24 protein-coding genes are annotated in these 26,077 nt (G+C 62.2%); 11 read left to right on the forward strand and 13 right to left on the reverse strand.

Annotated features, from left to right (window positions below; genetic code table 11):
* The first annotated feature begins 88 nt into the window (after nt 1-88).
* Complete coding sequence (locus WFJ47_RS03660; protein ID WP_336761170.1) at nt 89-1,855, forward strand: ABC transporter ATP-binding protein; 1,767 nt, start codon at nt 89-91, stop codon at nt 1,853-1,855.
* Between the two features lie 43 nt (nt 1,856-1,898).
* Here WFJ47_RS03660 and WFJ47_RS03665 read toward each other — a convergent pair whose 3' ends face one another.
* The 6 genes from WFJ47_RS03665 to WFJ47_RS03690 all read right to left on the reverse strand — a co-directional run bounded on the left by WFJ47_RS03665 (nt 1,899) and on the right by WFJ47_RS03690 (nt 9,118).
* Complete coding sequence (locus WFJ47_RS03665; RefSeq protein ID WP_336760907.1) at nt 1,899-2,396, reverse strand: RNA pyrophosphohydrolase; 498 nt, start codon at nt 2,394-2,396, stop codon at nt 1,899-1,901.
* Between the two features lie 65 nt (nt 2,397-2,461).
* Nucleotides 2,462-3,961 (reverse strand): S41 family peptidase, encoded by a 1,500-nt coding sequence (locus WFJ47_RS03670; protein ID WP_127100400.1) that lies wholly within the window; start codon nt 3,959-3,961, stop codon nt 2,462-2,464.
* Between the two features lie 204 nt (nt 3,962-4,165).
* Nucleotides 4,166-5,524, reverse strand: coding sequence for a peptidoglycan DD-metalloendopeptidase family protein (locus tag WFJ47_RS03675; RefSeq protein WP_336760909.1), 1,359 nt, complete (start codon nt 5,522-5,524; stop codon nt 4,166-4,168).
* Between the two features lie 7 nt (nt 5,525-5,531).
* The gene (gpmI, locus tag WFJ47_RS03680) at nt 5,532-7,070 is read right to left on the reverse strand and encodes a 2,3-bisphosphoglycerate-independent phosphoglycerate mutase (protein WP_336760911.1); all 1,539 of its coding nucleotides are present in this window, start codon (nt 7,068-7,070) and stop codon (nt 5,532-5,534) included.
* Between the two features lie 288 nt (nt 7,071-7,358).
* Complete coding sequence (locus WFJ47_RS03685) at nt 7,359-8,237, reverse strand: hypothetical protein (RefSeq protein WP_336760912.1); 879 nt, start codon at nt 8,235-8,237, stop codon at nt 7,359-7,361.
* On the reverse strand, nt 8,234-9,118 hold the full coding sequence (locus WFJ47_RS03690; RefSeq protein WP_336760914.1) for a 3-hydroxyacyl-CoA dehydrogenase family protein: 885 nt from the start codon (nt 9,116-9,118) through the stop codon (nt 8,234-8,236). The genes WFJ47_RS03685 and WFJ47_RS03690 overlap by 4 nt, the downstream gene beginning before the upstream one ends.
* 122 nt (nt 9,119-9,240) lie before the next feature.
* On the opposite strand from WFJ47_RS03690, the gene WFJ47_RS03695 reads away from it, so the two are divergent.
* The 4 genes from WFJ47_RS03695 (at nt 9,241) to WFJ47_RS03710 (ending at nt 11,538) form a co-directional block, all read left to right on the forward strand.
* Entirely contained in the window at nt 9,241-10,176 is a 936-nt protein-coding gene (locus WFJ47_RS03695; protein ID WP_336760915.1) for a LysR family transcriptional regulator, read from the forward strand.
* 71 nt (nt 10,177-10,247) lie between these two features.
* Complete coding sequence (msrB, locus tag WFJ47_RS03700; protein ID WP_336760916.1) at nt 10,248-10,634, forward strand: peptide-methionine (R)-S-oxide reductase MsrB; 387 nt, start codon at nt 10,248-10,250, stop codon at nt 10,632-10,634.
* Between the two features lie 32 nt (nt 10,635-10,666).
* Nucleotides 10,667-11,308, forward strand: a complete 642-nt coding sequence (gene upp, locus WFJ47_RS03705) for a uracil phosphoribosyltransferase (protein ID WP_127100388.1) — start codon at nt 10,667-10,669, stop codon at nt 11,306-11,308.
* 2 nt (nt 11,309-11,310) lie between these two features.
* Nucleotides 11,311-11,538, forward strand: coding sequence for a hypothetical protein (locus WFJ47_RS03710; protein ID WP_336760918.1), 228 nt, complete (start codon nt 11,311-11,313; stop codon nt 11,536-11,538).
* 131 nt (nt 11,539-11,669) lie between these two features.
* Here WFJ47_RS03710 and WFJ47_RS03715 read toward each other — a convergent pair whose 3' ends face one another.
* The 3 genes from WFJ47_RS03715 to WFJ47_RS03725 all read right to left on the reverse strand — a co-directional run bounded on the left by WFJ47_RS03715 (nt 11,670) and on the right by WFJ47_RS03725 (nt 16,825).
* Entirely contained in the window at nt 11,670-14,381 is a 2,712-nt protein-coding gene (locus tag WFJ47_RS03715; RefSeq protein WP_336760919.1) for a pitrilysin family protein, read from the reverse strand.
* Between the two features lie 138 nt (nt 14,382-14,519).
* Nucleotides 14,520-15,974, reverse strand: coding sequence for a hypothetical protein (locus tag WFJ47_RS03720; protein ID WP_336760921.1), 1,455 nt, complete (start codon nt 15,972-15,974; stop codon nt 14,520-14,522).
* Nucleotides 15,971-16,825 (reverse strand): ABC transporter ATP-binding protein, encoded by an 855-nt coding sequence (locus WFJ47_RS03725; RefSeq protein WP_336760923.1) that lies wholly within the window; start codon nt 16,823-16,825, stop codon nt 15,971-15,973. The genes WFJ47_RS03720 and WFJ47_RS03725 overlap by 4 nt, the downstream gene beginning before the upstream one ends.
* Before the next feature lie 322 nt (nt 16,826-17,147).
* Between WFJ47_RS03725 and WFJ47_RS03730 the strand changes: the two genes are divergently transcribed.
* Complete coding sequence (locus WFJ47_RS03730; protein WP_336760925.1) at nt 17,148-17,711, forward strand: hypothetical protein; 564 nt, start codon at nt 17,148-17,150, stop codon at nt 17,709-17,711.
* 112 nt (nt 17,712-17,823) lie between these two features.
* Here the strand turns inward: WFJ47_RS03730 and WFJ47_RS03735 are convergent, their stop codons facing one another.
* The 4 genes from WFJ47_RS03735 to WFJ47_RS03750 all read right to left on the reverse strand — a co-directional run bounded on the left by WFJ47_RS03735 (nt 17,824) and on the right by WFJ47_RS03750 (nt 20,968).
* Nucleotides 17,824-18,354 (reverse strand): hypothetical protein, encoded by a 531-nt coding sequence (locus tag WFJ47_RS03735; protein WP_127100376.1) that lies wholly within the window; start codon nt 18,352-18,354, stop codon nt 17,824-17,826.
* Nucleotides 18,354-19,364: an L-threonylcarbamoyladenylate synthase gene (locus WFJ47_RS03740; protein ID WP_336760926.1), complete on the reverse strand. Its 1,011-nt coding sequence runs from the start codon at nt 19,362-19,364 to the stop codon at nt 18,354-18,356. Before WFJ47_RS03740 ends, WFJ47_RS03735 begins: the two co-directional genes overlap by 1 nt.
* Complete coding sequence (locus tag WFJ47_RS03745) at nt 19,361-20,167, reverse strand: 3'(2'),5'-bisphosphate nucleotidase CysQ (RefSeq protein ID WP_336760927.1); 807 nt, start codon at nt 20,165-20,167, stop codon at nt 19,361-19,363. Before WFJ47_RS03745 ends, WFJ47_RS03740 begins: the two co-directional genes overlap by 4 nt.
* Before the next feature lie 123 nt (nt 20,168-20,290).
* The gene (locus tag WFJ47_RS03750) at nt 20,291-20,968 is read right to left on the reverse strand and encodes an NUDIX domain-containing protein (RefSeq protein WP_336760929.1); all 678 of its coding nucleotides are present in this window, start codon (nt 20,966-20,968) and stop codon (nt 20,291-20,293) included.
* 66 nt (nt 20,969-21,034) lie between these two features.
* Between WFJ47_RS03750 and WFJ47_RS03755 the strand changes: the two genes are divergently transcribed.
* The 5 genes from WFJ47_RS03755 to nadC all read left to right on the forward strand — a co-directional run bounded on the left by WFJ47_RS03755 (nt 21,035) and on the right by nadC (nt 26,010).
* The gene (locus WFJ47_RS03755; RefSeq protein ID WP_336760930.1) at nt 21,035-21,517 is read left to right on the forward strand and encodes an NADH-quinone oxidoreductase subunit B; all 483 of its coding nucleotides are present in this window, start codon (nt 21,035-21,037) and stop codon (nt 21,515-21,517) included.
* A complete protein-coding gene (locus WFJ47_RS03760; protein WP_336760934.1) occupies nt 21,514-22,440 on the forward strand; it encodes an NrtR DNA-binding winged helix domain-containing protein in 927 nt (308 codons plus the stop codon). Before WFJ47_RS03755 ends, WFJ47_RS03760 begins: the two co-directional genes overlap by 4 nt.
* A 219-nt stretch (nt 22,441-22,659) precedes the next feature.
* Nucleotides 22,660-23,646, forward strand: a complete 987-nt coding sequence (gene nadA / locus WFJ47_RS03765; protein ID WP_336760936.1) for a quinolinate synthase NadA — start codon at nt 22,660-22,662, stop codon at nt 23,644-23,646.
* Nucleotides 23,647-23,656: 10 nt separating this feature from the next.
* Entirely contained in the window at nt 23,657-25,153 is a 1,497-nt protein-coding gene (locus WFJ47_RS03770) for an L-aspartate oxidase (protein WP_336760938.1), read from the forward strand.
* On the forward strand, nt 25,150-26,010 hold the full coding sequence (gene nadC / locus WFJ47_RS03775; protein ID WP_336760940.1) for a carboxylating nicotinate-nucleotide diphosphorylase: 861 nt from the start codon (nt 25,150-25,152) through the stop codon (nt 26,008-26,010). Before WFJ47_RS03770 ends, nadC begins: the two co-directional genes overlap by 4 nt.
* The last annotated feature ends 67 nt before the right edge of the window (nt 26,011-26,077 follow it).

A 26,077-nucleotide genomic window follows, 5' to 3' on the forward strand; every position in this document is an offset into this window, starting at 1 on the left:
GAGGTAAACGGCAGGGATGAAAACAGCGCAGCCCGCAAATCAGCCCCAATTGCGACGCATAGACCCTCAAGGCGCGCAGGGGCGCCAGATGCTCTTCCGTATCTGGTGCGAGGAAGTGCGCCAGCATGTCGGTCGTCTGGCCAGCGTGGTCGTACTGACCGTTCTGACGGCCGGGCTGACAGCGCTCTATCCGCTGGTGATCAAGCGTGCCGTCGATATGTTCGCGGTACATGATCCGCGTATTCTTTACCAGGTTCCCGCTCTGGTCGTACTCGTCACAGGGCTCAAGGCTGCCACGCAATATGGTCAGACCCTCTCGGTCCAGAGTCTGGTTCTGGTGGTCATTCGCGGCCTGCAATCACGCATGTTCTCTCACGCCTTGAGCACTGACATTGCCCGCATCGAAAAGGAGGCGCCCGCACAATGGGCGGCGCGTTTCACGACCGATGCCGTCTCGATACGTGAGGCCATGATCCGCGCCGTCAACGCGCTGGGCGATGTGGTGACGGTGGTCGGGCTGGTGGCATCGATGATCTACACCGATTGGGAGCTCAGCCTGATCGCGCTGGTGCTCTATCCTGTTGCTGCCGTGCCGATCCAGAAACTGGGCAAGCGGGTGCGTCGCGCTTCGGGGGGTATGCAGGAGCAGATTGGCGAAACCGCGACCCTCCTCAATGAGAGTTTTGCCCTCGCGCGACAGGTGCGGGTCTACCGCATGGAAGAGAGCGAATCCCGTCGCGTGGATCACTCTCTCGACCTGTTGCACAAGGCGTTCTGGCGTATTTCGCGCGGGCGCGCCCGTGTCGATCCGGTGCTGGAGGTTCTGGGCGGAACGGCTATTGCTGCCGTACTCGGTTTTGCCGGATGGCGCGCCGCCATGGGCGGGGCCACGCTGGGTGACTTCACCGCGTTCATCGCCGCGCTTTTTGCGGCATCCCGTCCGCTCAGGGCTCTGGGCTCGCTCAACGCCGCGCTTCAGGAAGGGCTGGGCGGGCTGGAGCGCGTCTTCTCCGTCATTGACGAGCCGCCCGCCGTGGCGGAACGCGCGGATGCGCGCAGCCTGCCGCCGGGCCATGGGCGTCTGACCTTCGAGGAGGTCGGGTTCGTCTATCCGGATGGGCGTGCCGGATTGCGAGCGCTCAGCTTCGACGTGCGTCCCGGCTGGACGGTAGCGCTGGTCGGCCCTTCGGGCGCAGGCAAGTCGACAGCGCTTTCGCTCATCCCCCGGCTTCATGATGTGAGCAGCGGCAAGATCCTGCTGGATGGGGTCGATCTGCGCGACCTCGGACTGGACGATCTGCGCGACGCGATTGCCTATGTGAGTCAGGATACGACGCTCTTCGACATGTCGGTGCTCGATAATATTCGCATCGGTCGCCCGCATGCGAGCCGCGCCGAGGTCGAAGCCGCCGCCCTCGCGGCGGCGGTGGATTTTGCAGACACCCTGCCCATGGGGCTCGATACGCGCGTCGGCCCCGGCGGCCAGCGACTATCGGGGGGGCAGAGGCAGCGCGTCGCACTGGCGCGCGCCCTGCTGCGTGATCCGCGCCTCCTTCTGCTCGATGAGGCCACGAGTGCACTCGACTCCGAGAGCGAGGCGAAAGTACAGGCGACCCTGTCCGACCTGCGACGCGACCGTACCACGATCATCGTGGCGCATCGTCTCTCGACCGTGAAAAGCGCCGATCTGATCATCGTTATGAGCGACGGGGCGGCGGTCGAACTCGGCACGCATGCCGAATTGCAGGCACAGGGGGGACTTTATGCCCGTCTGGTGCGTAACCAGTCCCTTGACCTCGTAGAGGGACCTGATCTGGCCCCCGTCGAAGCCGGTATGACCGAAGCCGCCCTGTGAGGGGCCCATTCAGGCCCGACCGGGACGGTCGGATGGCCGCCGCTTAGTCTTCTGCCGGGAGGGGCGGGGCAAGGGCAGAGAGTGTAGGCAGGATTTGCTCATACAGGGCGCGCTTGAACCCCAGATTGAAGCGGAGCACCTCATCGGGTGCCACCCATTCCCATTTGTCGAACTCGGCGGGCTCCGTTCCGTCTCCGGCAAGGTCGATCGCCGTGTCCGGCTCGGTCATGCGCATGGCGAACCAGCGTTGCGTCTGGCCACGATAGCGGCCGTGGAGTGCCTTGCCGATCAGATGGGCGGGCAGGTCGTAGGAAAGCCAACCCGGATAGCTTCCCAATATCGCGCCGTGGCGTAGTCCTGTCTCCTCGCGCAATTCCCTGATCGCGGCTTCCTCGGGAGATTCATGATCGTCGATACCGCCCTGGGGGCATTGCCACACATCGCGCAGGTCCGTGCGTCTGGCCAGAAACAAGGCACCCTCACGATTGAACAGCATGATGCCGACATTGGGGCGATAGGGAAGGGTCTGCGGATCGATCATGGCGGGGAGTCCATAAGAAACCGGCCCCTTCTGGGAGGGGCCGGGAGAGATAACCGTGATACGGTTCACTGGTGCGGGGGCGTCGGTTGTTGCGCCGCCGGAGGTGCTGCGGGCGGCGAGGCTGGCTTATCCACCTTCTTGTCTGCCGGTTTATCGGCGGCAGGCTGGCCGAGCGGCAGGGCCTCATCGGGGAGGGAGGCCATGGCACGGACCACACGCAGCCCCTGCTGAAGCTGGAAGTCGGTGGCCGGCTTAGCCGGGTCGAAACGCGGCCAGTTATCGGCGGGTGCATGGGGGATGCTACCCGAGATGGCTGGCAGATCCGTACGGGCCGGAGCCTTGTTCTTGTTGCCGCCCGTATTGGTGATGATATGGGCGAGATCGGCCTCACGATAGCCGTAGCCATCGTCGTCCTTGCTCTCCTTCACCACGATATCGGGCGCAATGCCCAGCGCCTGGATGGAGCGACCCGAGGGCGTATAGTAGCGTGCCGTGGTCAGACGCACCGCGCCATGGCCGGGAACGGGAATGAGGGATTGGACCGAGCCCTTGCCAAAGGATTTCTCGCCCACCAGGACGGCGCGCCGATGATCCTGCAGCGCACCGGCCACGATTTCGGAGGCAGAGGCCGAGCCGCCGTCGATTAGCACGACAATCGGCAGCTTGCCGGTGATGTCGGTGCCCTTGGCATCCCAGCGGCGATTGTTCTCCGCATGGCGGCCGCGGATCGAGACGATCTCGCCCTCGGGGATGAAATCATCGCTGACGGCGATGGCCTGATCGAGCTTGCCGCCCGGGTTCAGACGCAGATCCAGCACAAGACCCTGAAGCTTGTTGCCCGATTTGGCCTTGAGCTTGTCATAGGCCTCGTGCAGCGCGGTCTCGGTATCGTCGTCGAACTCCGAGATGCGGATATAGCCGATATTGCCGTAGAGCGATGAGCGCACGACCTGCACATGCACCACTTCGCGGGTCATTGTGACCTTGAGCGGCTTGGGCTCCTTGGCGCGTACGATCGTCAGGGTGATCTTGGTACCCGGGTCACCGCGCATCTTGGTCACGGCCTGATCGAGTGTCAGTCCTTCGAGCGACTTGCCGTCAACCTCGGTGATGTAGTCACCGGGCTTCAGCCCGGCACGGGAGGCCGGCGTGCCGTCGATGGGGGAGACCACACGGATATGGCCATTCTGCTGCTGAACCTGCACGCCCAGACCGCCGAACTTGCCGCTGATCTGGATCTGCATCTCCTTGAACTGCTTTTCGTTCATGTAGGAGCTGTGGGGATCGAGCCCGCCCACCATGCCGTCAAGCGCGTTGGTGATCAGGTCCTTGTCGCTGACCGGCTCCACATATTCGGCGCGTACCAGATCAAGCACCGTGCCGAACAGGGTGAGCAGGCGCAGGGTCTCGCTGTGATTATCGGGGTCAGCAACAACCTCCTTGGCGAAAGCCTTGCTGCTGATCATCTGCCCAAGGCTTGGCGCCATGACGGCTTCCAGTGTCGGACCGGCGGTGATTCCGGCCAGGAATGCCGTTCCGAGCAGCAGACCAGTGCGGAGCTTCATGCAATTCATCCCTTGAATCCGGTGCGGAGCGCATACCCCGAAGCCGATCCTGTTAGCGTCTGTCTGTTGGCAGGGGGCTGATAAGGCGTCCCTGCCTGAATGGAGAGGCTCAATCTATAGCGTTCTTGATGCACTCTGTCGAAACAACGCAGAATCGCCAAGAGCGATCCGATCATTCCCCCGCGATCCTGTCGCAACGCTCCCTCACAGATAGGGGCGCGGATCGATGATGCTGCTGCCCGAGCGGAGCTGCACGAAGAGCGCTCCCCCTCCGGGGCCCATGCTGCCGAGCGTTTCGTGGCGGCCCACCGCCTGCCCGCTGGACACTGAGAGCGCGCCCAGACCCGAGAGCACGAAGCGGTAATGCCGACCGCAATCGAGAATGACCATGTTACCGAACGAGCGGAAAGGACCAGCAAAATCGACCTGGCCAGCGCAGGGCGCGCTGACGGTGCTTCCCGCAGAGGCGGCATAGGTAAGGCCCGTTGCTGGTCCGCTTTCGGTGCTCTGATGCCAGGCGGTCGTGATGGTGCCTGAAACCGGCCCATGTCCACCGCTATGTCCTCCGTCGCGGCTGACGCCTGGCCCATGAGATCCGGAGAGCTTTCTGGCCTGGGCCGACATCGCCTCAGCTTTTGCCTTCTGATTGGTGCGCTCCAGCGCGCGCGCCTCCTCTTCCATGCGCGCCCGCAAGCTGGCCTGTACCTTGTCGATGGCGCTCAGGGCGTCATCCAGCGTTGCGGCCTTCGCTGTCGCCGCTGCGATATCGTCGCGCGCCTGCCTGGCGCGAGCCTCGGCCTCTTCCTGCTGATGGGTCGCCTGATCCATCTTGTGCGCATTGACGTCGCGCAGGCGGGCGAGGGTGGCGCGGGCCTTTTCGAGTGCGGTGTTTCGCTGGGCGAGTTCCTGCGCCGTCTGATCCAGCAGGGCCTGCTGTCCGTGCAGGTCATCGGCCTGACGCGCGGTGAGGCGTGTCAGGCCTGCGATCAGACTCAGACCCTGAACGGAATCGTCCGCCTGACCTGACAAGGCCACGAAAGACGTGCCTGGATAGCGTGACAGACGGAGCGCAACGGGCAGGATGGCCTGAAGACTGGCACGGCGTCGCGCAAGCGCTACGCGCTGCGCTTCCTGCTGTGCGGTCAGGCGCGTGATATCCGTTGTGAGGGCGGTGATTGTCTTTTCGGTGGCGGCCAACTCGTTGGCTGCCCGATCGGTCAGGGCCGAGAAATGGCGCGCCTTATCGGCCTCGATGGCAGCATCCTGTGTGGCCTGGGCCTGGGCCTTGCGCTGGGCATCAATCAGCGCTGCCTCGCGCGCCTTGCGAGCGAGAAGTGCAGCGCGGTCGCGCTTTGCTGCGTCGAGGGCGCGCTGGCTTGCGGTCGATACCGCAGGCTTTTTAACGGGGGCGTGGGCTGCGGCAGCCTGACTGACCAAGCTGAGGCGGCCCAGAACGAGGCGGGGCTGGGTGTGCCACCCTTCGGCGCCCTCGCCCGAAAGACGCGGCACACAGAAGGCAGCGAGCAGGCAGAAGCCGGTCAGGACAGGTTTCGTGACCGGCATGAACGACTCAGCCGTTGATGAGGCAGTTGCCGGACATTTCCGCCGGCTTGTCGAGCTTCATCAGGGTGAGCAGGGTTGGAGCCAGATCAGCCAGCCTGCCGTCATGAATAGTCGTGACACCCGCAGCGCCATGCAGGATGACCGGTACGCGGTTGAGTGTGTGGGCTGTATGGGCACCGCCCGTCACCGGATCGCGCATGGTTTCGCAATTGCCGTGATCCGCTGTCACGATCAGAGCGCCGCCCATCTTGTCGATGGCTGCCACGATGCGTCCCAGACCGGTATCCACGGTCTCACACGCCTTGATGGCGGCTGAGAGTACGCCCGTATGGCCCACCATGTCGGGATTGGCGAAGTTCAGCACGATGAGGTCGAACTTGCCGCTTTCGATGGACTCGACCGCACGGTCGGTCAGTTCAGGGGCCGACATTTCCGGCTGCAGATCGTAGGTCGCTACCTTGGGCGAGGCGACGAGAATGCGTTCTTCGCCCGGTAATACGGCCTCGCGTCCGCCATTGAGGAAGTAGGTGACGTGCGGGTATTTCTCCGTCTCGGCCATGCGCAGCTGGGCGCGACCTGCCTGGGAAACGACATCTCCCAGCAGGTGCTCCATGGATTCCTTGGGGAACATCACGCTCATGAAGGGGGCGAGGGCCGCGCTATAGGCCGTCATGCCGCAGACAGAAGCCAGCTTCACGACTTTGGACCGTTCAAACCCGTCGAAATCGGGGAAGACCATCGCATCGAGCAATTCGCGGATACGGTCTGCGCGGAAATTGGCCGAGAGAACGCCATCGCCATCCTGCATCCCGGCATAATCGCCGATCACGGTGGGCACCACGAATTCGTCGGTCACGCCCTTGGCCTGATGAGAAGGCAGAACGCCCAGTGCATCGTCAGCATGTTCGCCCTTTGCCGAGACGATGGCGTCATAAGCGAGGCTCACGCGCTCCCACCGGTTATCGCGGTCCATGGCGTAATAGCGCCCGCTCACCGTGGCAATGAAAGCCCCCTCGGGCAGTTCGGCGGCGAGACTGCGCAGATAGCCCGTGCCGGAATCCGGGGGTGTATCGCGCCCGTCCGAGAAGACATGGACCGCTACCTTGATACCTGCCTCGGCCACGATTTTGGCCAGGGCGACCACATGATCCATGTGTGCGTGCACGCCACCCGGCGAGATCAGCCCGACAAGGTGACACGTCCCCTTGCTCGCCTTGAGCGCGTCGATGAAGCTGCAAAGAGCAGAGTTGCTGGCCAGGGAGCCATCACGCGCGGCACGGCTGATGCGCGGCAGGTTCTGCATGACCACACGTCCGGCACCGATATTGAGATGGCCCACTTCGGAATTGCCCATCTGCCCCTCAGGCAGGCCGACATCCTCACCACAGGCCTTCAGATAGGCATGGGGAGAACTGGCCCAGAGACGGTCGAAGTTCGGCGTGTTGGCGAGGGCAACCGCGTTGTCCTCGCGAATGGCGCTGTCACCGAACCCGTCGAGAATGACGAGCATGACCGGGCGGGGCGTGCCGGGAAGGGATGCGGACATGAAAAGCCTCCTGCAAATTTGCGCGCACCATGCCGCATTTCAGTGAATATGCGAACTGCCACGGGAAGCGTCTCGTCGTTTTTTGTTCTTGCTGAACTTCCTGTCATGGCGCGGCGGCGTCTGTGCCCTGCGCGCCTGTCCGATCAGAGGCGGCGGGAAACCAGGATCGCCAGCGGGGCATCTCGGCCTGCCTGCAGATGCACCGATTGCACCGGCATAAAGGGCTCGTTCCCCGGCTGCTCCGGCCGGGGTGGGGAGGCCCCCGGTCTGGAGAGAGGGCAAGCAAGGCTAATCGACGAGATAGATCCCGGTCGTGGGCGCTTGTTGACGGAGAATGCGACACGTCTCGTGCTTCAGATCGAAAACCCGGATCGTGCCCCCCAGATCGCTGATGAAAACCTCTTTCTCCTCCTTGTCGAGGGCGAGCCCGATCCCTTCATCGAGACCACGCAGCAGCACCTTGTGAGCATGCAGGCCGCTCTCATCGATATGCGCGACATTCAGGCTGTTGCCATCGGGCGGTGCCCCCCGGTCGGTCCAGAACAGGCGGGTGGAATCCTGGCTTACATGCAGATCGATCGGCTCTGGCAAATGATCGGCGAGCAGCGTGATGTCATCACGCAAGGCAGGGTCGACGCCTTGAGGAAGATCGAGGGGCATACGGAAGATGCGGCCTATGCCGCCTTTAGGGGAGCCCTTTTGCGTCCAGTATATCTGACGTGCCTTCAGATCGAGGGCGATACCCACGCAATGGCGCGATTCATCGGGACGGTCCTGCGGATAGGCTCCCCTGACGAGCAGGGTCTCGACCTCGCTGCCGTCAAGACGCGCGCGCATGATCCGCATGCCTTCGCGGTCGCACCAGTATAGCCAGCCTGCTTCCCGATCCACGGCGAGCTGCTTGGGCGTGACGAGTTTGCCATCACCGATCAGCACTTCGTGCCGGGTGCCGTTCAGATCGGCACGTTCGATCGTGCCATCGGCTGCGTCGTAATCGGCTCCCATATTGGTCCAGGTTATCTTGCCGGCGTCGGTATCGACCCAGATCCCATCCGGAGTGCCCCATTGGGCGTCGATGCAGGAGACTACCGCGCCCGTCCTGGCGTGAAGGACCGTGATGCGGGCAGGATGGGCTTCCAGCGTGTAAAGAAGGGGACGGGCGTTCATGACCGGGTTCCTTTCGGCGCATAATTATAGAAGCCGTGCCCGGTTTTTATACCGAGGCGATTTTCGGCGATCATTTTTCTCAGCAGCAGGCGCGGGGCTTCGGGCAGATTGGGGTAGGCTTGGGCGTAGTGCTCTTCGATCTGCAGCACGATATCGAGCCCCACCCGGTCCATGGCGTGGAAAGGACCCATGCGCGTCCCCTGAGTCTCGCAATAAATGCGATCGATCACTTCCGGTGTTGCGACCCCTTCGGCGGCCACACACAGGGATTCACGCTTGATTGCGGCCCAGATGCGGTTCTCGATAAAGCCGATGCTCTCTTTCTGAGCCACATAGGGCGAGAGGCCGAGTGACTTGAAGTAGAGTGCGAGTCCGTCGATCAGACCCTCACCTGTTTCACCGCAAGACATCAATTCGACCGCCCGCTGCTCGGGGGGCATCATGAAATGCGTGTTGAGCACGCGGGTCCTGTCCGCCACTTCCGACACCATCAGACGTGAGGGATAGGAGGAGGAATTCGTGGCGAGGATCGCATCTGCAGGCGCCTCGCGGGAGAACTTGCCAAACATCGCCGTCTTGAGGTCGAGTTTCTCCGGCAGGGCCTCGATAACGAGCCACGCATTTTCCAGAGCGGCTTCGAGTGAGACTGCGGCTTCGATCCTGCCGCCCTGACCGTCTGAAATTGCGGCCACCACCGAGGGCAGCGTTTCGCGGGCATAAGCGAGACCGGCATCGAGTACGGCCGGATTGGTGTCGAAAAGCAGAACCTGACCGTTTTTCGCGGCCAGCATCAGCGCAATCCTTCTCCCCAATGTTCCCGCGCCGATGACGGCGGCCGGGCGTGTCGAGGCTTTGTCGAGCAGGGCATCGATGATCATCATATTTCTCCCGATTCGTGAGCGGCAGATGATCTGCTGCCCACCGATTGGATGGCCTGATCATAACGCGGCGAGGGCGCAGTCAAACTTGCAATAATGCAGGGTAAACTTGCATAAACACAGACATGAGTCGTAGCGAATACAGCGTGTTTGTCGCTGTTGCCGATAGTCTGAACTATACCCATGCGGGCAAGCGTCTTGGGATACATGCCTCCAGCGTGTCCCGTAGTCTCGAGAGGCTGGAAGACCGATTGGGTGTCGCCTTGATCGAACCTGCCAGCGAAGGACTGCGTCTGACCGAAGCAGGGGAGAGGCTGAGCCATTTCCTGACCCCGCTGCTCGACACGCTTGAAGAGGGGGTGAGGGCGATCTGCCGCGAGGAGCAGAATGGCGGCGTTCTGCGTGTTCTGGCCCCTCCCGAGATTCTGACGGGATGGGTCAACCCCGTGATACGCGCGATGCTGCACGAGACATCCGGTCTTAAGGTCTCGCTCGAGGCCAGTGTCGGGCTGCCGGATTTTCGCAGGGCGGAGGCCGACATCTTTCTCAGCCACAGGCGCGAGGAGATGCAGGAAGGTGCCTATCGTATCAGGCGGATCGGCTCCTACGAGGTTGGGCTTTTTGCGGCGCCCTCCCTCCTGGAGCGGACCGGCCCGCTCCTGTCTCCCGATGATCTTCACGGCGTGCCGTGTCTTGCGCGTCCGGGAGAGACGCAGTGGATGCTGTGCCCCATCGGCGATGACATCGCACCGACCTCCTTTGCGCTTGAGGCGAGCGTTGTCGCGACCCCGGCGCCTGTGCGGCTCGATTTCGCCTGCGCCGGGAGCGGGGTGACGGCGGCAAGTCTGGAGACCTGTGCTCCTTTTCTCGCCTCGGGCGCGCTTGAGCGGGTTCTTCCCGGCTATCGTTTGCCGCCTGGTGTCATCTATGCGGCGCAGCCCGAACGTCACCAACCGCGCCGGGTCGTGGCGGAGTTTTTGTCGCGGCTTGTCGAGCGCGTCAGGCAGAATGGAGCGAAACAAAGAGAGATTTCGGCAAACCCAGAGGATGCGGCGCGTTGAATTGCCCTCTGACCAGCCAATCCCGAGACGGATCAAGGGGTTTGTGCTCGCCCGAAGAAAGGACCCTCTTCATGAGTGATGATATCCAGACGCCGAGTTGCAGCCTGCCTCTGACACCCGAGCAGCATCGCGTTCTGCGCGAACACGGTACGGAGCGACCGGGATCGAGCCCTCTGAACGACGAGAAGCGTATGGGTGTCTATTACTGCGCCGGATGTGACGCCCCGCTTTTTGATTCCGATACGAAATATGAGAGCGGGAGCGGGTGGCCGTCCTTTTTTCGCCCGCGTGACGGCATGACCGAAACCACCGTGGACAAAACCCACGGCATGACACGCATCGAAGTGCATTGCGCGCAGTGCAAGGGACATCTGGGTCACGTGTTCCCGGACGGGCCGAAGCCCACCGGTTTGCGTTTCTGCATGAATGGTGTGGCGCTGCGCTTTGAACCAAGCTGACATCGCAACGATTTGACGCTAAGGATGGCGCCATGACTGCCCTTCCTCCCTCTGTGGTCGTGCTCGACCACCCGCTCGTCCAGCACAAGCTGACCCGCCTGCGTCAGGAATCCACCTCGACTGCGGGGTTCCGTCGCCTCACACGCGAACTGAGCCTGCTCATGTGCTACGAGGCAACGCGCGATCTCAGCACCGAACCTGTCGAGATCCAGACACCGCTCGAAACCATGGAAGGCCGCCAGCTTTCCGGCAAGAAGCTCTGCTTTGTCTCTATTCTTCGCGCCGGGAATGGTATCCTGGACGGTATGCTGGACCTCATCCCCGCGGCACGCGTGGGACATGTCGGGCTGTATCGTGATCACGATACGCTTGAGGCCGTCGAATACTATATGAAGCTGCCCGATGACGTGGCCGATCGCGAGTGCATCGTGGTCGATCCGATGCTGGCGACGGGTCATAGTGCCGCTGCGGCGATTGATCGCATCAAGGCCAGCGGCGTGCGCAAGATCATTTTCGTCTGTCTGCTCGCCGCCCCCGAGGGCGTCGCCTGTCTGACTGAACGCCATCCGGATGTCCGAATCGTGACCTGTTCGATCGATCGTGGTCTGGATGAAAAGGGCTATATCCGCCCTGGCCTGGGTGATGCGGGTGACCGTCTGTTCGGGACGCGCTGAGTATGACCAGCGAGGATATCGACGAATGGCTCGATAGCTGGATCGAAGCTCATTACGTTCAATGGGGGACCCCCGAGGAGGCTGTAAAGGCCTGCCTCCTTGCGGCGACACTGGATGGGATCAGCGAGCGGGATCTGAGCGCCGCCGCAGGCGGCGATCTGGTGGGATTTCTTCGGGAAGAAGGCGAGGCCATTGCCGAGTCTTCGGGCGCCGCACCGGACGGGTTCTGACCGTCCGGGGAGAGGATCCCGGGCGCTGACCGGCTCTCCGGAGAGGGGAGCTTTCATTTCCCTGAGATTATATCGTGAAGGGGACGGTCAGCGAAGGAGGGCGTGGCAAAGCCCCACGCCCCTTGTTTCACTTATCTGGGTGCGGGACCGCGAATGATCTGGGCCATGTCCTGAGGACGTAGCCAATGCTTGAACGCAGCCTGAATCTGGGCCGCGTTCATCTGATAGACGGCGTTGGCGCGTTCATCGGGCTCAGTCAGTGGGAGGCCCGAGTCAATAAGAGCGAGATACTGCCCGGCAATCCCCCCGAAGCTCGCGCGCCCCATGGGAATGGAGCGCAGGATCGATGCCTTTGCGTTCAGGAGTTCGTCATCCGAGACAAGGGCGTTTTGCATGGCAGTCACGTTGCGCAACGCGGCATCGCGGGCCTTGAATGTCTTGTCCGGATCAGCGCCATAAGAGATGAGGAATGCGCCACGATTGGCTGACCAGGCGAGATCGCTGCTGGTGGTATAGACCATGCCCGTGCGTACACGCAGATCCTGCATGAGCCGCGATGAGAAGCCCGCCCCGAGGACTTCATTGCCAACTTCAAGCGCATAGCGGTCCGGATTATGTACGCCGCTTGCGATGGTCTGGGCGAGATAGACCGAATCTTGGACGCGGCCCGGGTCCTCGACAACCGCTTTCGATGTCTTGCTCTGGGGGCGCGGCGGCAGATCCACCACGGGTTTGGCTCCCGTCGCGGCCCATTTGCCGAAGGCTGTCTCGATGGATGCCTTCGCCTTTTCGGGAGTGATGTCGCCAATAACCACAATCGTCGTAAGGTCGGGGCGATAGGCAGCTTTATAGAAATTCTGAACATCTGCGAGGGTCAGGGTGCTCAGGGTTTGCGGTGTCGTCTCACGCAATGAGGGATCGCCAGCAGGGGCAAGCGCGCGTGCGATGGCGTGCTGGAAGCGATAACCGGGCGATTGCAGTACCCCGGCCTGCGAGGCGACGGCCTGCTGTTTCAGGACGGCGAAAGCCTGGGCAGGGAATGCCGGGTGCAGTTCGTTCTCAGCCAGCAAAGCCAGAGTCTTGTCGAAGTTTGCGCTCAGTGTGCTGAGCGAGAAGGAAACGCCCCCGCTGGCATCGGAGGCGAGATCATCCAGAGCGGCAGCGAGCGCAAGGCGATCGTGCTGCGTGCTGCCGAAGAGGAACAGATCGTTCGTCAGATCGGCCACGCCGTCCTTGCCCTTGGGCTGCTGCAGGTCGTTGCTGTGACGGATGCTGCCATAAAGCGTAATCGTATGACTGACATGTTCGGGCTGCACCAGAAGTGTCAGGCCATTATCCAACACAAAGCGTGAGGGCTGGGTCAGCGGTACGGGCTTGGGCAGATCGGCGAGTGCCGTCGCCGCCCAAGCTGGCAAAGCGATATTCTTGCTGGGTGGTGGGAGCAGAGATTCCGGCCCTTTGCCACCGCTGATATCGGGGGATTTTCCTCCCGAGGGTGTAAGAATTCCCGTGATGGCGTGGGCGGGATCGAGCACCTGTCTGGCCAAGGCGTTGACCTGCGCGGGCGTGACGGCGCGATAGGCCTTCACCAGATCAGCAGGGGAGTTGACGCCATTATAGGCCAGAGCATCGGCCCAGCTCTGGGTCAGGGCCGTCACGCTATTCGCGTTGAACTCGAGTGCTGCGATTTCCTTGCGTTTGGCGGCTTCGATCAGTTCGGGCGGGACGCCCTTTGTCCGGATCGTCTCAAGAATATTGCGGATTTCCGTCAGCAGGGCGTCGGGCTTCTGTCCTTTGGGGAAGGCTGCGAGAGCACTTCCCACGCCTTCATGCACATGGGCATTATAGGAAAATTCCGTCCCCAGCGCCTTGCCTTGGGGCACGAGGGCGAAGAGGGCACCGCGCTGGCTGCCCAACGCATCGGCCAGGATCTGGGCCGCAGCGAAATCAGGGCTTGCCGAGCCGGGCAGGCGATAGGCAATGCTCAGGATACCGGTCGCGTAATCGCTATCGACTGCGATGGTCTGGGCCTTGACCGGTGTTGGGGTGATCGTCGGGCGTGGGGGCAGCTTGCCAGCGGGGATGCCGCCAAATTCCGAGCGGACCTTGGCAAGCGTTGCCGTGGGGTCGACATCGCCGACGATGAGGAGGATCGCGTTATTGGGCTGGTACCAGCTGTCATAGAAGCTGCGCAGCAGGGGGGCATTGGTCTTGTCGAATGATTCGCGCGTGCCGAGTGCATCGTGATCATAAGGCGTGCCGGCGAACATGGCGCGGTTCTGCTGGATCATGTAGCGCTCGAAGGGCATCGAGACGTCCCTCGCGACTTCCTGCTCGATGGCGCCGCGTTCATGGGTCCAGTCAGCCTCGCTCAGCAAGACATTCCGCATCCGGTCGGCTTCGATTTTGAGCAGCAGGTCCAGATAATGGGCGGGCGCCTGGAAATAGAACTGGGTGGTGTCCTCGGTGGTAAAGGCATTGCTGATATTGCCGATACGGGCGCTCACGGTGGAGAGCTGGTCTCGGCTCAGAGCCTTCGAGCCGTTGAACATCATGTGTTCCAGGGCATGAGCCGTACCGGGAAAGCCCTCGGGCGCCGCTGCCGAGCCGGCAAGATAGATGATCTGGGTCTGCACCACGGGTGCGAGACGATCAGGAACGATCACCACGCGCAAGCCGTTGGGGAGAGTTTCGCGCACGGCACTGTCCATGGCTGTCGCGGGATGCGGCGAGGCTGTCTCGGCTGCCTGTGCGGGCAGGGCGGAGGCGCACAGGGCAAACGCAGGCGCAGCAAGCAGGCTTGTTGCAAGAAGCGCGTTGCGCAGAAGGGGCAGCACGGACATGGAAGACTCCCGGTTGCAAAAACATGAAGGGCGATGGGTGAACGTAACAGTTTGTCGCCCTCTGTCCATGCCGGAGCTGGTCAGGGGGCGGGCAGGCGCTTTCGTCATGTCTCGTGGCAGACGAAGAGGCACCGGATCTCAGGGGGGCGGCTCGATGGGCCAGTCCTGACGGGCAAGGAAGAGGGGGGCGAGATAGGCAAGCAGGAAACTGCCTGCCAAAGAGCCCGCCGGGATCAACCAGCGCCACCAGAGCGTCGGATCGAAAAGAACCATGATCGAGATCTGGAGGAGGCCGATCATCGCAAACAGTCCTATGATCATGACGACGCTCGGTTTGTTCAGGGCAGGGATGAAAAAGGCTAGGCTGGGCAGACAGCTTGCGCCGAGCAAGGTCACGCCGCAGCCCAGACCTCCAGCAAAGGCTGAGAGCAGCGATATGTCCTGGTTCAGCCAGACGGTGAGACCCAGGAGGGGCCCTACGATCAGACCGGCCTGCAGGCCTCGTTGAAGATGCAAGCGGAAAACGGCCCGTGCAAAGCCCTGTTTGGAGCCATAAGGACCGAGGGTCAGCAGAAAGGGCCAGTCGCTCCGGTTGCGCATCCAGCCGATCAGTCCCATGCCGGATAGCATAAGGCTTTGACGCGCCATTATTGGAAGACGGGAGACGACGGCAGCGAAACTGGGCCTTACCCCATCGGAAACGAGCGCAATACACTGACCTAAAACCACGAAAACGAGGGTAAGGGTAGCGACCGAGAGCGCGAAGGCGATTGGTCTCTCCGTATTGATCGGGTCGATCAGCGGGAGTCGGACAAGCCATGAGGGGCGCCACAGACATAGTCTCGTCAACGCCTTGATTCCCCGGGGGAGAAGCGATCCTGAGGAATGCTGCTTGACCAGACGGGCGAGGGGGGAAGACGGCGTATGCTCCGAGGCGCCCGGGGGCCATTCCGGGTTTCGATGCCTGAAGGCCAGCAGGGTGACCCCGCAACAGAGCGCTATCAGGAGTAAGGCAAGCGAAGCAGGTGCGGAGAAAAGATAAGCCTGCATCTTGGGAACAAGGAGGATGAAGAAACCGAGCATCGACAAGGCCGTGCGGGGCTTCAGCAGGCGCTTGAACGAGGTCGCGCGTTCGCTTGGGAGAGGCTCGGACCATAGAACAAGGGCAATTGCCTCAAGCAGGAGCGTGTTGAGCCACGGGGCGCCTGTCAGCAATGGGGGAATCGAGAATAGCGTGACGGCGAAGAGGGCTGCCAGATGGACCGCGCGATACTCGGCCCGCCCCATTCGGGGCATGAGGAAACTCGGCAATGCGCGCATCTGGCGCCAGTAATGGGTGGTGATTGCTGAAAACCCGCTAAATAACAGAACCCACCACAATGCTGCCAGGAGAGGGGGAAGGGTGTAATAGCCGTGACGCCAATATTCCCCGTGTCGCGATAGTACGGCGCTTGATAGGCAAAGCACACCATAGATCGTGCCGAGCGCGACCATCGGGTTCTGTCTCAGAAAAACGGGTGAGGCGTAGAGGCGCAGTGCGCGCAGACAGTCTCGCAGCGCCTGGCTCTTCGCCTGGGGCGTGAGGGGCATCATCGGGTCAGCGCCAGAAAGCAGGATTCCATATCTCCGGGGAGCACAGGCAGGCCGATTCCATCGAGTTCCGGACGCCAGCCTTTCACCCAGACGCTGCCATCCGGGAGACCGGCCATCACGTGCAGACCCAGTTCGGAAACGGGCCGACTGGCGAGATAGCGTATCTCACTGGCGAAGCTCTCTGCGCTCAGATCACTGATGAGATGCCCTTTTTTGAAAACGATAAACCGGTCGCAGATCTGTTCGAGATCCGAGATGATATGGGATGAGATCAGCGCCGTTGTTTCACGTCGCTTCACGGCCTGAGCCAGTAATGTGATGAAGTCATGGCGTGCCATAGGGTCGAGGCTTGCCACGGGCTCATCCAGGACGATCAGTTCGGGGGAGAAACGCAAGGCAAGGACGATGGCCAGCCTCTGGCGTTCGCCGCCCGAGAGGGTGGAGAGGCGCGCCTTGGGGTCAAGATCGGCCCAATCCTCCCATTGCTTCGCCTCCTGGCTTGTCACAGCGCTATGCTGGGACGTGCCCGCGCTGTTGCGGAAGGAGGCCGTGTAGTCCTTGAGTTCCTGCACGCGGAACCAGGTGAGGCCCGTCATGAGCTGGGGAACGAAGCCGATACGTTGCCGTGTCTCGTCGCTTAGAGCATCCGCTGGCTGCCCCCATAGAGCGACCGAGCCGGAACTCGGCGCAAGAAGGCCTAGGAGACAACCGATAAACGTGGTTTTTCCGGCACCGTTCGGCCCGAGAAGGGCAGTGATGCTGCCTGGCGCGAGCGTAAGGTTGATATCGTCCAGTACAGTCTTGTCATCCCAGGACTTGCAGAGCTTTTTGACCAGAACGGGGAGGGACATACATGCAGGCCTTTATGATTCCGGAACGACCATGATCGGCAGCAAGCGCGGTTTTGTCAAAAGAATGCTGGTCTATTGCAACGATTACATGAATCTCCGCAGCAAGGGCCCCATGACCGGCCGTCACTGCCGCAGGCCTGCGAGACGGCTCAGGCGCGGATGTGCCGGTCGGTCCGACCAGTGGGGGCGTTGCGTGAGATGTGCGATGCGCGGGACGAGGTGTCCTGATTGGCGCAAACCATAATTGCCGCTGCAGCCGCAAGGTAGCGCCGCAACGTAGAAAAGAGATGCGTTTTGGCGGGCACCCCGGTAAATCAGCCCCATGTCCAGCTTTGTCGAACGCGTCAATCAGGCCGATCTTTGGCTTCTCGATACTGTTTTCCAGCCCGTCGCGGACAGGCTGCCCGAACGGATGCCTGCCGCAGAACTGGGCATGAGCCTGCAATTGGGCTCGATCCTGTTCTATGTGGCGGCGATCGTCATTCTGAGCGTCGCCGGTTATGCATCACTGGGGAATTCGGTCTTCAATATCCTCAACCTGCTTTTGCTGATCGCCTTCTATATGGGCATCATGCGTATGAGGCAGTTGGTAAGGCCGGGTCAGGCCAATCCGTTGCGTTCGCTGCTGTTTGGCATGAGGCCGGTCAATGTGGTGTTTCTCGGCGTCTCGCTTTGGGGGGGGGATTGCCGGTCCAGGGCCGTTGATGCTCATCGACCTCTTTCTCACCATATCGAACCTGATCTTTGTCATAGGGCTGTACTTCGTCTCTTGCCAGCCGAGGCCGCCTGTGCGGCGCAGAAGCAGAAGTCAGGCCCATCTGACGCCGATCATGGGCGGGGTACGGGACTGAGCAGAGGCGGGCAATCACCGGCGCGTTCTGTGTGAAGTATCTCGCCGCGCCAGGAGGCCTGAACGAATAGATTGGAAGGAATGGCGGTCACGCGCCCTCCTTCCCTTTCGGTGCAGGGCTGAATGACGCCTCTGCCATTGTCTGTTTTCAGCGCAGATAGATCGATTTATCGATATGCGGGATGTCGATCACCGAGTGGATGAACTGTGTTCCGGCGATGCCAATCAGCACCCCGGCTGCAAACCCGCACCAGATCAGCACGCTGAAATAGGGCTTGCGCGCCTCGCGTGTCATGAGGCGCGACTGCATTTCGGCCCGTGACTGCTGGGTCTGGAAAAGTTCCGAGCGGACCGATTCGAGCCGTGCCCGAGAATTGCGCAATTCCAGATCCATCTGACGCAGATTATTGGTCAGGGTTACGATCTGCTGACGGGCGGCCAGCGCTTCCGCACCTGTTTCCGCCTTGGGGGCTCTTGGCTTGGGTTTGGCGCGCTGGGGTGGGTTCGGCGCGATGGCGACGAACAGGTTCTTGAGCGCCCCGCCGGTCATGCCGCTTTTTCTCGCGCGAGAGCGCAGCGCGTTGAGCGCAGCAGCGGACTGACCCTCCTGCTCCTCCAGAACGAGCGCGAGGATATCCGACAGAACCTTGAGTTCCTTCGGGTCGAATGAGCCGGACATCAGCCGATCATGCTCTCCAGATCATCATCGTCCCCACCGGCCAGGGGGCGTGGGCTCGCCGCGCGGCGCAACCGGTCGAGAATGGCAAGACCCAACCCGTGGCGGGGGACGGTCATGGCGGCGATGGTCTTGAGACCGCGCCGTTGCCCTTCACCATCCAGAAAGCGCAGCCCGGCAAAGAGCCGAGCCGCAGCTTCTTCCAGGTCACCTTTTTCGCTCAGGTTGTAAACGAGACCGGCTCCCGGCAGGGCAGGGCCAAATGCGAGCAGGGCCTCATGCGCCTCGACCCGATCGGCACTCAGGCGAACCGGCAGGGCCGGTGCGTAATGGGAGGCCAGCATGCCCGGCGAGGCGGGCAGCTTGGTGGCGTAGTCATCGGGGTTACGGATCGTGCCGCATACTTCCTCGAGCTGCTCCAGGGTGATTCCGCCCGGACGGAGCAGGAAAGGTACCTCACGCGAGAGGTCGATCACCGTGCTCTCCAGGCCAACCGAGCACGGGCCGGAATCCAGAATGGCATCGATACGCCCATGCATGTTGCGCAGCACATGGAAGGCGTCGGAGGGGCTGACCCGGCCCGAAGGGTTGGCTGAGGGTGCTGCGACGGGTTCGCCCACGGCCTCGAGCAGTGCCAGGGCGGTCTTGCCGCGTGGGACACGGACGGCGATGGTCGGAAGGCCTGCCGTCGCAAGATCGCAGATGGTCGAGCCGCTTTTGCGTGGCAGGATCATGGTCAGGGGGCCCGGCCAGAATTTGTCTGCCAGCCTGCGCGCCAGGTCCGAGGGCTCCACGTGCCTGAACGCGGCTTCGGCGCTGGCAAAATGGCTGATCAGAGGATTGAAGCGCGGACGATTTTTGGCTGCGAAGATATGGGCAACAGCGGCGTTCGAGGTGGCCAGCGCACCCAGGCCGTAAACAGTTTCGGTCCCGAAGGCGACGAGTTTGCCTTCAAGCAGAAGCCGCGCAGCATGGGCGATGGCGTCCGGGTCGGCTTTCAGGATTTCGGTCATGCGCTGGGTTCTCCTGCGGCTGCGAGACCGGTGCACAGGAAAGGAGGGTTGAACCAGCCGGGCTTGCCATAGGTCAGGGGCGCGCCATGCTCGTCCAGAACCTGACCTCCTGCCGCCTCGACAATGGCCTGGGGTGCCGCAGTATCCCATTCCATGGTCGGGCCAAGACGGGGGTAGAAATCGGCAGCCCCTTCAGCCACGCGAGCGAATTTGGCCGCTGAGCCGATATTGCCGAGCGTGCCGACCTTACGGCCCGCCAGCCATTCCTTGAGGCGCGGATCATCGGCGTAATGGCGCGAGGCCAGAATGCGCAGCCCGTTCTCGGGCGGCAGGCTCGCCCTGATCGGATGCTGACCCGATGCGTCACGACGCCAGGCCCCCTTTCCCACGAGGCCGGTATAGAGCTGCCCATGGGCGGGCAATGCCATGGCGCCCAGCAAAACGCGATTATCGTGAACGAGCCCGATATTGACTGTGAAATCATCACGTCCTGCTGCGAATTCCCGCGTGCCGTCCAGCGGATCGACCAGCCAGTAGGTCTGCCCGGGCTCAACGAAAAGCCCGTTCGCGACTTCTTCCTCGCCAATGGCGGGAATGTCAGGGGTGGCCTTGCGCAACCCGGCCAGAATATGGCGTTCGGCCGCCTGATCGGCCTCGGTTACCGGAGATTTATCGGCCTTGATGATTGTCTCGAACCCGTTTGTCCGAATCTCGTTGATCAGGGTCGCAGCCTCATCCGCCAGTCTGGCGGCAAGGGCGAGCAGGGCATCGGCATCAAAGGGAAGGGCGTCGGTCCGGGTCATTCTCTGGGCTTACCGCAAGTTCAGGATATCGTCATGGCCAAAAAGATGGGGTGGGCAAATTTGACCGCCCTTACTGAGCGCTGTCCTTGCTTCCGTTCAGCGCCCGATAAGCCGCCTGGCCGCTTAGCCGGTCTGACTCGCCTTGTAGAGATGATAGGCGAGCAGCAGCTTGGCGTCCGGCTCCGACAGAGCCGGGATGGCATCGAGGGGCAGGAGTTTCAGGGTGATATGTTCATGCTCTGCGGCAAGCCCGGTATGTCGGTTCTCCAGACGGGCGCTCTCCTCGGGGGGCAGGCTGAGATCAAGTGCATAAAGGGTCAGCCGCTCATCGCAGCCCCCTGGGGAAAGGGTGATTTCTGTCAGATATCTCAGGTCGTCAGCCGAGGGTGTTAACTCAATTCCGGTTTCCTCCGAGAGTTCGCGCAGGGCGGCGCTTTGCACGGTTCCGTCATCGATCATGCCTGCGGGCAAGGAGAGATGCGCAGCCTTCGCGACAGGCAGGCGCGGTTCGCATGTCAGCAGGACCTGGCTTGGGCTGTCCTTCTGATGCAGCACGACCAGTATGGCTACGGAGTCCCCTCTCAGAAAAGCGAAGCGCGGGATGCTCTGCCCATCAAGCGCGGCCTCGGCTTCGAGAAATACAAATCCGATCCTCTCTCCGAAGCGCACGGCGTCGCGTATCGTCACCCTTCCCAGGTCGAAAGCGCGGGTCGCGTTGTCGAGCCAGCGTCGGACATGCGGTGCTTCGCAGATATCCCTATGCCAGGGTTCGGGGATATGGGGGGCAAAGACCAGGGTCATGGAGGGGTTTTTCCGGGGCGATGTTTGTGGTCAAATCCAGATCGAACCAAGTGAGCGGATCTGTCCATGATTTTCCTGCGCGCCCTGCTGGACGCCCATCGATGGCGGCCCCGTGACACCTTGCCACCCGCACCACGGCCACTGACCCTTCATCCGGTTGGGGGCGGGGGATGCGATGGCTGCCTGATCGAGGCCATGGCGCTGCAGGGCGCCGCCTATGATCTTGCCCGCCACGATATCCGCTTTGTCGACAGTCCGCTCGATGCGGAGCTTCTTTTCGTCACGGGGGTCGTGACACGGGCCATGCTGCCCGGCCTGCAGGCGCGATGGGCGGCCATGCCGTCGCCCAAGGGGATCGTGGCAATCGGGAATTGTGCTCTGGGTAGCGGGCCTTTCGGCACGAACTACGCCGTGCTTGGCGGGATCATGGAGGCCGGTCTGGATGGGGTGCGGCAATGCGATGTGGCCCTCAAGGGGTGCCCGCCCGCACCGGTGGAGATCCTGCGCGCCCTGTTGCTGCTCACCACCGGGCGTGTCGTGAGCGCATGAGCGAGATTCAGTCCGAGTTGGTGGCGGTGCTGATTGCGGTGCCGGAAGACGGGCCGGTCGTTCTGACGCTCGACCAGGGGCGCAACCTGCCCTCCGGTCCTTTGGAGACAGCGCATCGTTCGCTGCAGCGGGGCATGAGATTGTGGGTTGAGCAGCAGACGCAGTGTCATCTCGGCCATATCGAGCAGCTTTATACCTTTGCCGAGTCCCGCGGCACGGATCCCGCCGAAGAGGTAGCGGCCCCTGAAGACGCGCATGGTGGGAGCACCTTGGGTGCGCCCCGTCTGATCCGCATTTCCTATATGGGGCTCACCCGCCTTGAGGATGCGCAGGAGGGGTGGCGCGGGCTGTATGAGTATTTCCCATGGGAGGACCGGCAGGAAGCGGGGACGGCACTGCGCGATGCCGAAATTGAGCGCGCCCTTGCTGCCTGGGCAGGGCGCGACGCGGCGCGTTCATGGCGTTGTGCGGAGACTTTCGGCCTTTCCGGGCAGCCCTGGAACGATGAACTCGTGCTGCATCGATACGAACTGCTCTGGGAAGCCAACCTCCTGCCGGAATCACGCCATCCTGGGGCGTGGCTCGCGCCGGGTCGCTCGATGCCTTCGGACAGGCGGCGCATTCTGGCGACGGCGCTGGCGCGGTTGAGGGCAAAGATACGCTATCGTCCGGTGGTGTTCGAGTTGATGCCGGAAACATTCACCCTGTGGCAGTTGCAGCGTACCGTTGAGGCCATAGCCGGGCGCGCGCTTCATAAGCAGAATTTCCGGCGTCTGATTCTGGCACAGGATCTCGTGGAGGAAACGGGGGAAGCTGCCATGCAGGCGCAAGGGCGACCGGCACGGCTCTATCGTTTCCGGCGGGAGGTGATCGGAACCCGGCAACTCATGGGGTCGAAACTGCCGATAGCCCGGTCGATTTGAGGTCCTTACTATGGTCTGTGGTTTCTCAGGGGTCGCAGACGCTCGATAAGGGGGCAGGGCGGGGCAGTAACAGCGCTGCTGGAAACGGAGCGGGTAAGGATTTCATGAAATTCACAGGATTGTGGCTTTGAAAACCGGGTGTGGCTCCCCAATGTAAAGGTCCTGACAGTTTTGTTCTTATTATGCTCAACAAGAGCATAAGTCGGTGGAGTAGATCCCATGGATCAGATGACCCTCGTCAGAGACCGCAGCGACGCGCTTTACGAGCCCGTTTCCAGGTTGATGACCCGTGAGGACTGGGAGCGGAATTTCGCTGATGATATCAGGGCAATCCTGCGCCTGAAGCGTGAACGCAATGCGGTGATTCTCGCCCATAACTACCAGACGCCCGAAATCTTCCACTGTATCTCCGATATTCGTGGGGACAGTCTGGCGCTTGCCCGTGAGGCGCAAAACCTCGATCAGCAGGTGATCGTGATGGCGGGGGTCCATTTCATGGCCGAGACGGCCAAGCTGATGAACCCGCAAAAAACCGTTCTCATTCCGGATTCCATGGCCGGGTGCTCTCTCGCAGAATCCATTACGGCCACGAATGTGCGGGCTTTCAAGGCAGCTTATCCCGGGGTGCCGGTGGTAACCTACGTGAACAGCTCTGTCGCGGTGAAGGCCGAGACGGATATCTGCTGCACGTCGGGGAATGCCAAGAAGGTGGTCGAGAGCCTGGGCGTGCCACGGGTGATCATGATCCCGGACGAATTCCTGGCGAAGAATATCCAGAACGAGACGGGTATCGAAATGCTGACCTGGCCGGGGCATTGCGAAGTTCATGAGCGCTTCACACCGCTCGAGATACGCCAGTATCGGCGCATGCATCCCGGCGTGGTGGTCCTGGCGCATCCCGAATGTCCCCCCGAGGTCGTCGCCGAAGCCGATTATGCCGGTTCCACCGCAGGGATGATGGAGTTCGTGGCCGTCAAGCAGCCGCAGAAAGTGCTGCTCGTCACGGAGTGCTCGATGAGCGACAATCTTGCCGCGCTGAATCCTGCGGTTGAGTTCGTGCGTCCCTGCAATCTGTGTCCGCATATGAAGCGCATTACGCTCGCTTCCATCCGACGCGCACTCGAAACCATGGAAGAGGAAGTCACCATTCCGGACGAGCTCTTCCCACCGGCGCGCCGGGCCGTCGAGCGTATGCTCGCCGTCTGAGGGGGCGGCCATGATAACGCTCACCCGCTTTGCGGGCTGGCCGGTCATTGCCGGGGCGGGCCTGGCGGGGCTCTCGACAGCGCTGCATCTGGATCGACCCTGCGTCGTGCTCAGCCCCTCCCCTCTGGGTGAGGACGCTGCCAGCGCCCTTGCGCAGGGCGGGCTCGCCGCCGCGATCGGCCCTGACGATGATGTTGCGCTTCATGTGCAGGACACGCTTGCGGCAGGGGATGGTCTTTGCGACCGGCAGGCCGTCGAAGCGATCATCGGGGCGGGGCCTTCTGCGGTTGCGACATTGCTCGACTGGGGGGTCGCCTTTACCCGCAAGAGCGAAACACAGCTCGATCTGCATCTCGAAGCCGCGCATTCCCGTGCGCGCATTGCTCATGTGCGTGGTGACGGCAGCGGGGCAGGGATCATGCAGGCCCTGATCCGGCAGGTTAAGGCGAGTCCGCGTATCGTCGTGCTCGATGGGGTCACCCTTGATCATATCCATGCTGTCGAAGGGCGGGTGCGGGGCGTCTGGCTCAATACGGGGCAGTTCATTCCAACCAACACCTGTATTCTGGCCTGTGGCGGGGCAGGGGCCCTTTATGCGGGGGCCACGAGCCCCGGCAGCAATACCGGGCGAGGCCTGGCCGCCGCCGCACGCGCCGGGGCACGCCTGGCCGATATGGAATTTGTCCAGTTCCATCCCACCGCGCTTGATGTCGAAACCAGAGGTGGGCGCTCTCCTTTGATCAGCGAGGCGGTTCGCGGTGCCGGGGCGGTTCTGGTCGATGAGACGGGCGCGCGTTTCACCGATGAACTGCAGCCCCGCGATCGTGTCTCTCGTGCGATCGCACGTCATCGTCTGGAGGGGCATCGCGTGTTCCTCGATGCCCGCAGCAGCAAGGGGGGCAAGGGCTTTCGACAGGTCTTCTCCCGTCAGTTCCCCGGTATTGCCCTGTCGTGCAGCCAGCACGGGATCGACCCTGATCGGGCGCTGATTCCCGTTCGCCCGGCGGTGCATTATCACATGGGGGGTGTCGCGACCGATCTGCATGGGCGCGCCAGCCTGGCGGGGCTCTGGGCCTGTGGCGAAGTGGCTTGCACCGGGTTGCATGGCGCGAACAGGCTGGCCAGCAACTCCCTGCTCGAAGCCTTCGTCATGGGGCGCGCCGTGGCATGGGATGTGAATAATGCGGCGCGAGAACGCCATTCCTGTCAGGATCCCGTCCGACCCGGGAGGTTGAGCTCGGCCAGTTTCGGCACCCAGATGGAGAAGGGAGCCGGGATATTGCGCGATCATGAGGGGCTCGAGGCGCTTTCGACCTATCTCGCGCCTCTCGTCCAGCGCGACGATCACGCGTTAGTTGGTGCGGCGATTGCAGGTGCTGCGCTGCGTCGACGGGAAAGCCGGGGGAGCCACTGGCGCACTGACTGCCAGTCACCCGCTGAAACAGCACGCTTTCAATTCACCCTGGAGGAAATAGGCCTCCAGGCACGGAGCTTAGCATACGCATGACCGCACTTATTCCCCCCCTGCCTGATCTGCTCTGGGAGCCAATCATCCGGGCCGGCCTGGCGGAGGATTTCGGTACCGGGGGCGACGCCACGAGTCAGGCTGTCATCCGTCCGGGGCAGCGCCTGCGCGCAGTGTTTCGCGCCCGCCATGAGGGTGTGGTCGCAGGTATGTCCGGTGTGCGTCTCGCATTCACGCTCCTTGACCCGTCAATCAACGTCACGATCCTCAAGGAGGATGGATGTCGTATCGCGCCGCGCGATATCCTGGCGGAGGTCGAGGGCTGCGCACAGACGGTTCTGGGTGGCGAGCGGACTGCGCTCAACCTGCTCTCGCATCTGAGTGGTATCGCGACGGCGACCCGTCAGGTAGTGGATGCGGTGAAGGGGACGAAGGCCCGGATCTGCTGTACCCGCAAGACTCTTCCCGGTTTGCGTGCCGTTCAGAAATATGCCGTACGCGCAGGGGGAGGAAGCAATCATCGTTACAGACTGGATGATGCAATCCTGATCAAGGATAACCACATAGCGCTTTGTGGCGGCGTGGTGTCGGCGCTGAAGGCGGCGCGACAGCGAGCCGGGCATCTGATGGCTGTGGCCCTCGAGGTCGATACGCTCGATCAGCTCGAGATGGCGCTTTCATGCAATGTGGCGAATGTCTACCTTCTGGACAATATGGCGCCCGATATGCTGCGGCGCGCTGTGAGCATGGTCGATGGGCGTGCCCTGACCGAGGCTTCGGGCGGCATCACCCCTGAGACTGCCCCCGCGATTGCCGCGTCCGGGGTAGATATCCTGTCGCTTGGCTGGCTTACCCACAGCGTGACAGCGCTCGATATCGGGCTGGATATCGACCTCTAGATCCCTGTCCCGCGCGCCGGGCGCGCGGTTACGACCAGACCCCTTCTCATGCCCGGCGAAGGCGCGC

It is taken from the genome of Asaia sp. VD9 (genome assembly GCF_037150015.1).
Lineage (GTDB): Bacteria > Pseudomonadota > Alphaproteobacteria > Acetobacterales > Acetobacteraceae > Asaia.

What these genes read in the sequence shown, in the direction of transcription:
- gpmI (WP_336760911.1), bottom strand. Translation starts at nt 7,070, where the DNA reads ATGTCCGCATCCCTTCCCGGCACGCCCCGCCCGGTCATGCTCGTCATT.
- WFJ47_RS03745 (WP_336760927.1), bottom strand. Translation starts at nt 20,167, where the DNA reads ATGACCCGGACCGACGCCCTTCCCTTTGATGCCGATGCCCTGCTCGCC.
- msrB (WP_336760916.1), top strand. Translation starts at nt 10,248, where the DNA reads ATGAGTGATGATATCCAGACGCCGAGTTGCAGCCTGCCTCTGACACCC.
- WFJ47_RS03730 (WP_336760925.1), top strand. Translation starts at nt 17,148, where the DNA reads ATGTCCAGCTTTGTCGAACGCGTCAATCAGGCCGATCTTTGGCTTCTC.
- WFJ47_RS03725 (WP_336760923.1), bottom strand. Translation starts at nt 16,825, where the DNA reads ATGTCCCTCCCCGTTCTGGTCAAAAAGCTCTGCAAGTCCTGGGATGAC.
- WFJ47_RS03770 (WP_336760938.1), top strand. Translation starts at nt 23,657, where the DNA reads ATGATAACGCTCACCCGCTTTGCGGGCTGGCCGGTCATTGCCGGGGCG.
- WFJ47_RS03660 (WP_336761170.1), top strand. Translation starts at nt 89, where the DNA reads ATGCTCTTCCGTATCTGGTGCGAGGAAGTGCGCCAGCATGTCGGTCGT.
- nadA (WP_336760936.1), top strand. Translation starts at nt 22,660, where the DNA reads ATGGATCAGATGACCCTCGTCAGAGACCGCAGCGACGCGCTTTACGAG.
- WFJ47_RS03760 (WP_336760934.1), top strand. Translation starts at nt 21,514, where the DNA reads ATGAGCGAGATTCAGTCCGAGTTGGTGGCGGTGCTGATTGCGGTGCCG.
- nadC (WP_336760940.1), top strand. Translation starts at nt 25,150, where the DNA reads ATGACCGCACTTATTCCCCCCCTGCCTGATCTGCTCTGGGAGCCAATC.
- WFJ47_RS03670 (WP_127100400.1), bottom strand. Translation starts at nt 3,961, where the DNA reads ATGAAGCTCCGCACTGGTCTGCTGCTCGGAACGGCATTCCTGGCCGGA.
- WFJ47_RS03715 (WP_336760919.1), bottom strand. Translation starts at nt 14,381, where the DNA reads ATGTCCGTGCTGCCCCTTCTGCGCAACGCGCTTCTTGCAACAAGCCTG.
- WFJ47_RS03665 (WP_336760907.1), bottom strand. Translation starts at nt 2,396, where the DNA reads ATGATCGATCCGCAGACCCTTCCCTATCGCCCCAATGTCGGCATCATG.
- WFJ47_RS03755 (WP_336760930.1), top strand. Translation starts at nt 21,035, where the DNA reads ATGATTTTCCTGCGCGCCCTGCTGGACGCCCATCGATGGCGGCCCCGT.
- WFJ47_RS03695 (WP_336760915.1), top strand. Translation starts at nt 9,241, where the DNA reads ATGAGTCGTAGCGAATACAGCGTGTTTGTCGCTGTTGCCGATAGTCTG.
- WFJ47_RS03685 (WP_336760912.1), bottom strand. Translation starts at nt 8,237, where the DNA reads ATGAACGCCCGTCCCCTTCTTTACACGCTGGAAGCCCATCCTGCCCGC.
- upp (WP_127100388.1), top strand. Translation starts at nt 10,667, where the DNA reads ATGACTGCCCTTCCTCCCTCTGTGGTCGTGCTCGACCACCCGCTCGTC.
- WFJ47_RS03675 (WP_336760909.1), bottom strand. Translation starts at nt 5,524, where the DNA reads ATGCCGGTCACGAAACCTGTCCTGACCGGCTTCTGCCTGCTCGCTGCC.
- WFJ47_RS03690 (WP_336760914.1), bottom strand. Translation starts at nt 9,118, where the DNA reads ATGATGATCATCGATGCCCTGCTCGACAAAGCCTCGACACGCCCGGCC.
- WFJ47_RS03750 (WP_336760929.1), bottom strand. Translation starts at nt 20,968, where the DNA reads ATGACCCTGGTCTTTGCCCCCCATATCCCCGAACCCTGGCATAGGGAT.
- WFJ47_RS03710 (WP_336760918.1), top strand. Translation starts at nt 11,311, where the DNA reads ATGACCAGCGAGGATATCGACGAATGGCTCGATAGCTGGATCGAAGCT.
- WFJ47_RS03735 (WP_127100376.1), bottom strand. Translation starts at nt 18,354, where the DNA reads ATGTCCGGCTCATTCGACCCGAAGGAACTCAAGGTTCTGTCGGATATC.
- WFJ47_RS03720 (WP_336760921.1), bottom strand. Translation starts at nt 15,974, where the DNA reads ATGATGCCCCTCACGCCCCAGGCGAAGAGCCAGGCGCTGCGAGACTGT.
- WFJ47_RS03740 (WP_336760926.1), bottom strand. Translation starts at nt 19,364, where the DNA reads ATGACCGAAATCCTGAAAGCCGACCCGGACGCCATCGCCCATGCTGCG.